The organism is Ornithinimicrobium cerasi, from assembly GCF_003702705.1.
In the GTDB taxonomy this organism is placed as follows: domain Bacteria; phylum Actinomycetota; class Actinomycetes; order Actinomycetales; family Dermatophilaceae; genus Ornithinicoccus; species Ornithinicoccus cerasi.
This window is the reverse complement of record NZ_QZMN01000040.1, coordinates 1-3,317: the sequence shown is the minus strand read 5'-3', so window position 1 is coordinate 3,317 and position 3,317 is coordinate 1. Positions and strand designations below refer to the sequence as shown.

The window sequence follows — 3,317 nt, the reverse complement described above, 5'->3', positions numbered from 1 at the left end:
TGGACCCCGGCCGAGCCCAGGCCCAGGACCGCCTGGACATGCGGGTCGGTGGCCACGTGCACGGCGAGGTCATCCAGCCGGAGCAGGTTGGGGTGCATGCCGTTCATCCTCCGAGCGGATCGGGACCGGTGCTCAGCTGCCAGACGCCGAGGCCAGGATCGGTGTGCGGACAGCCGTCGCGGGCGACCATTCGGCCTCGTGGCGGACACCGTGGGAACCCCGCCTGCACGCGCCCGGTGAACCGCTGCTCGCCGTCGACCGTGCTGTCCCGGTGAACAACTTCGGCACGTAGGTCACCCTCCGACCCGGATCCCCAACTCGACCAGGTCGCAAAGCCCGGGACACAGGTCGGAGAGGTACAGGAAGGAACCCTAGGGATCAGCGCCCAAGAGGGAACCACAAACGAAAAGGTGGAGGAAGATCGCGACATGTCGTCGTCCTTTCGATGAAGGTCGACGTTTCTGCCCGCACGGGTCACACCCACCGAGGTCGCGACAACGCACAGGCTAGACCAAGAGGGACGCCCGGCGCACCCCTCGGGACGCCCTCATCTGCCGCGCGTCGGTCGGCTCGAGTTCGCATCGATCATCTACGGGTCACGATGGTTCATGAACAACTTCCAGATCACCTCCGCCCTTGTTCCAATGTCGACCGACGACCCCTCCGTTGCCGCGCTGCGCCAGGCGGTGGCCGCGCACCTTGCCCGTTACACCGGGCAAACGCGCACGCACACCGAGTCGGACCTGCGCGCCTTCCTGACCTGGTGCGACGAACGTCACCTGGACTCGCTGGCCGCCCACCGGGTGCACGTCGAGCTGTACGTGCGGTGGATGCAGGAGACCCGCCGGTACAAGCCGTCCACGATCTCCCGGCGGCTGTCCGTCGTGATCGGGTTCTACCGCACAGCCGTCATCGACGGTGTCCTGACCGCCTCCCCGGCCGACCACGTCCGCCGCCCGCACGTACCACCGGAGTCACCCACCCTGGGCCTGTCCCACCTGCAGTTCGAGGCAATGCTGCAGGCCGGCCGGGCCAGCATCAACATCAACGACTTCGCCCTCGTCACCATGCTCGGGCTGCTCGGCCTGCGCATCTTCGAGGCGTGTGGCGCGAACATCCAGGACCTGCGCGAGGAGCACGGCCACCGGGTGCTGAAGGTGCGCGGCAAGGGCGGCAAGGTCGTCCTAACCCCGCTGCCCCAGCCGTGCAGCGCGCCATCGAACGCGCCGTCGACCACCGGGAAGAAGGGCCGATCCTGCGGAACCGGCAGGGCGGGCGGATGGACCGGCACGCCGCGACCCGTCGCCTGCACCACCTGGCCGACGAGGCCGGGATCAACCTTCCCCGGATGCACCCGCACATGCTCCGGCACACCTTCGTCACCACCATGCTCGACGCCGGCGTCGACCTGCGCGACGTCCAGATCGCCGCCCGCCACGCCGACCCCCGCACCACCATGCGCTACGACCGGGCACGCAAGAACCTCGACCGTCACCCCAACTACATCCTCGCCGCCTACATGGCCTCCGGCACCTGACGAACGGCCGGTCCTTGTTCGACCAGCCCAGCTCTCGGGGGCGAATCCCCTTGTTCTGTGGTACTGCGGGCAGTACCATCGAGTTGTGCCGTCAGTTGCGAAGATCCTGGCTCAGATGAGAGTTAACCCGGCCAACATTCGGTACGAGGACCTCGCGAAAGTGTGCGAGCACTACTTCGGACCGCCCAGGACAAGCGGCGGCTCCCACGCCGTGTACAAGACCCCCTGGCGCGGGGACCCCCGAGTGAACATCCAGAACGACCACGGCAAGGCCAAGCCGTACCAGGTCCGCCAGGTCCTGGCAGCGATCGACAAGAAGGAGGCAGCCCAGTGAACACCACGATCCCCGACGTCACCCACTACACCTACCGCGTCACCTGGTCGCCCGAGGACCAAGAGTTCGTCGCCACCTGCCTCGAGCTGCCCTCCCTGTCCTGGCTGGCACCCACTCAGGACGAAGCCCTGCACGGCCTTCGCGATCTGGTGGACGAGGTCGTTGAAGACATGCACCGCAACGGTGAGCCGATTCCCGACCCATTGTCTTCGCGCAGCTACTCGGGCAAGTTCAATCTCCGTGTCGGTGAACGACTCCACCGCCAGCTCGCCATCAAGGCAGCCGAAGAGCACCTCAGCCTCAACCAGTACGTCATTCGCAAGCTTGGCGACGTGTCCTAAACAATCATCCGGACATGCCGCGGGCCGGTCGCCTGAGATTCTGGCGGTGTTCCGCGGGACACTTCCTCTATCGAGGGCGGGCGCTGAGCAGACGGCCCATGATTCGCGATGGTTGAGGGTTCAGGGGCGGGTGCGCCAGAGTTGGCAGGGCCAGTCCCACTGCTCGGTGGGGCCGGAGAGTCCGAACCAGTCCTTGAGCCCGGCGGCGATGATTGCCTCGTGGTCCACGTCGTCGTCGATCCCCTCGTCCCGGACCGGGGTGAGGTTGGCGGTGTCTGGGTTGATGAAGTGCCGCGCCGTATGGGTGGGATCGGACCCGTCCATGACAAAGCCCGACCCATAGCGAACAGGCCCTTCGGCCAGGAGGAACTCCGGCTCACCGCTGAGGAAGAGGGTCCGGGTGCCGTCGGGCTCGACTACCAGGTTCTCCGCCGGCTCGGCCGCGATCAGGGCATCGATGTCGAGCTGATACTCAGAGGACACGGGCACCAGTCGCGGCTCGGGCTCGGGATGGTGCACGACGCCGTCCCACAATCCCTGCTCGAAGGCTTCCATCCGGCCTCGGGCGAACGGGCAATCAGTCAGCCCCAGGTCGACCTCGCGCACCCTGGCTCCGGCTTCCCAGTGCGTCCAGGCCGCGGCGTCGATCACTTCGTTGAACGTCACGCGGTGCACGGTGTCGGCCTGCGCGCGCAGGGCGGGCCAAGGGCCCTTGCGCGGACGGAACGGCAACATGTACCGGGCTGCCAGCCAGAAATGGGCTTCTGTCTGCCCAGAAGCGACGACGTGGAGATCGGCATCCGAGGTAAGGAACGCGCCCATAGTGCTCTCAGCGCTCACTTTTTCCACCGAACGGCACGACGCTCGGAGCACCACCTCGGCGTCCGGGACAGCAACACTTCCGGTGCGGCTCCACCGCACAACGTCGAAACTCACACGGTCCCCGGGCTCCGCCGGGCTCACGAAGACCTCCACGGGCCTCTCCGACGCACTCACCAGCGCAGCCTACCCAGGAGTGGGAAAGCATCCGGAGATGCCGCGGGGAGGACGGCTACGCTCGTCCGACATTGCCGCGGGGAGGACGGCTACGCTCGTCCGACATTGC

At 66.9% G+C, this 3,317-nt stretch carries 4 protein-coding genes and 1 pseudogene; 3 read left to right on the top strand and 2 right to left on the bottom strand.

Annotated features, from left to right (window positions below; translation table 11 throughout):
• Positions 1 to 608: 608 nt before the first annotated feature.
• Positions 609 to 899, top strand: a pseudogene (locus tag D4B81_RS19400) (phage integrase N-terminal SAM-like domain-containing protein); the annotation flags it as partial.
• A 75-nt stretch (positions 900 to 974) separates the two neighbouring features.
• Here D4B81_RS19400 and D4B81_RS18615 read toward each other — a convergent pair.
• The gene (locus D4B81_RS18615; protein ID WP_202613765.1) at positions 975 to 1,139 is read right to left on the bottom strand and encodes a hypothetical protein; all 165 of its coding nucleotides are present in this window, start codon (positions 1,137 to 1,139) and stop codon (positions 975 to 977) included.
• 65 nt (positions 1,140 to 1,204) lie between these two features.
• Between D4B81_RS18615 and D4B81_RS18610 the strand changes: the two genes are divergently transcribed.
• Together D4B81_RS18610 and D4B81_RS17560 are read left to right on the top strand one after the other, a co-directional pair.
• The gene (locus D4B81_RS18610; protein ID WP_202613764.1) at positions 1,205 to 1,537 is read left to right on the top strand and encodes a tyrosine-type recombinase/integrase; all 333 of its coding nucleotides are present in this window, start codon (positions 1,205 to 1,207) and stop codon (positions 1,535 to 1,537) included.
• Positions 1,538 to 1,867: 330 nt separating this feature from the next.
• On the top strand, positions 1,868 to 2,212 hold the full coding sequence (locus tag D4B81_RS17560) for a type II toxin-antitoxin system HicB family antitoxin (RefSeq protein WP_122263954.1): 345 nt from the start codon (positions 1,868 to 1,870) through the stop codon (positions 2,210 to 2,212).
• 120 nt (positions 2,213 to 2,332) lie between these two features.
• Here the strand turns inward: D4B81_RS17560 and D4B81_RS17555 are convergent, their stop codons facing one another.
• The gene (locus D4B81_RS17555) at positions 2,333 to 3,187 is read right to left on the bottom strand and encodes a hypothetical protein (protein WP_122263953.1); all 855 of its coding nucleotides are present in this window, start codon (positions 3,185 to 3,187) and stop codon (positions 2,333 to 2,335) included.
• Between the last annotated feature and the right edge of the window lie 130 nt (positions 3,188 to 3,317).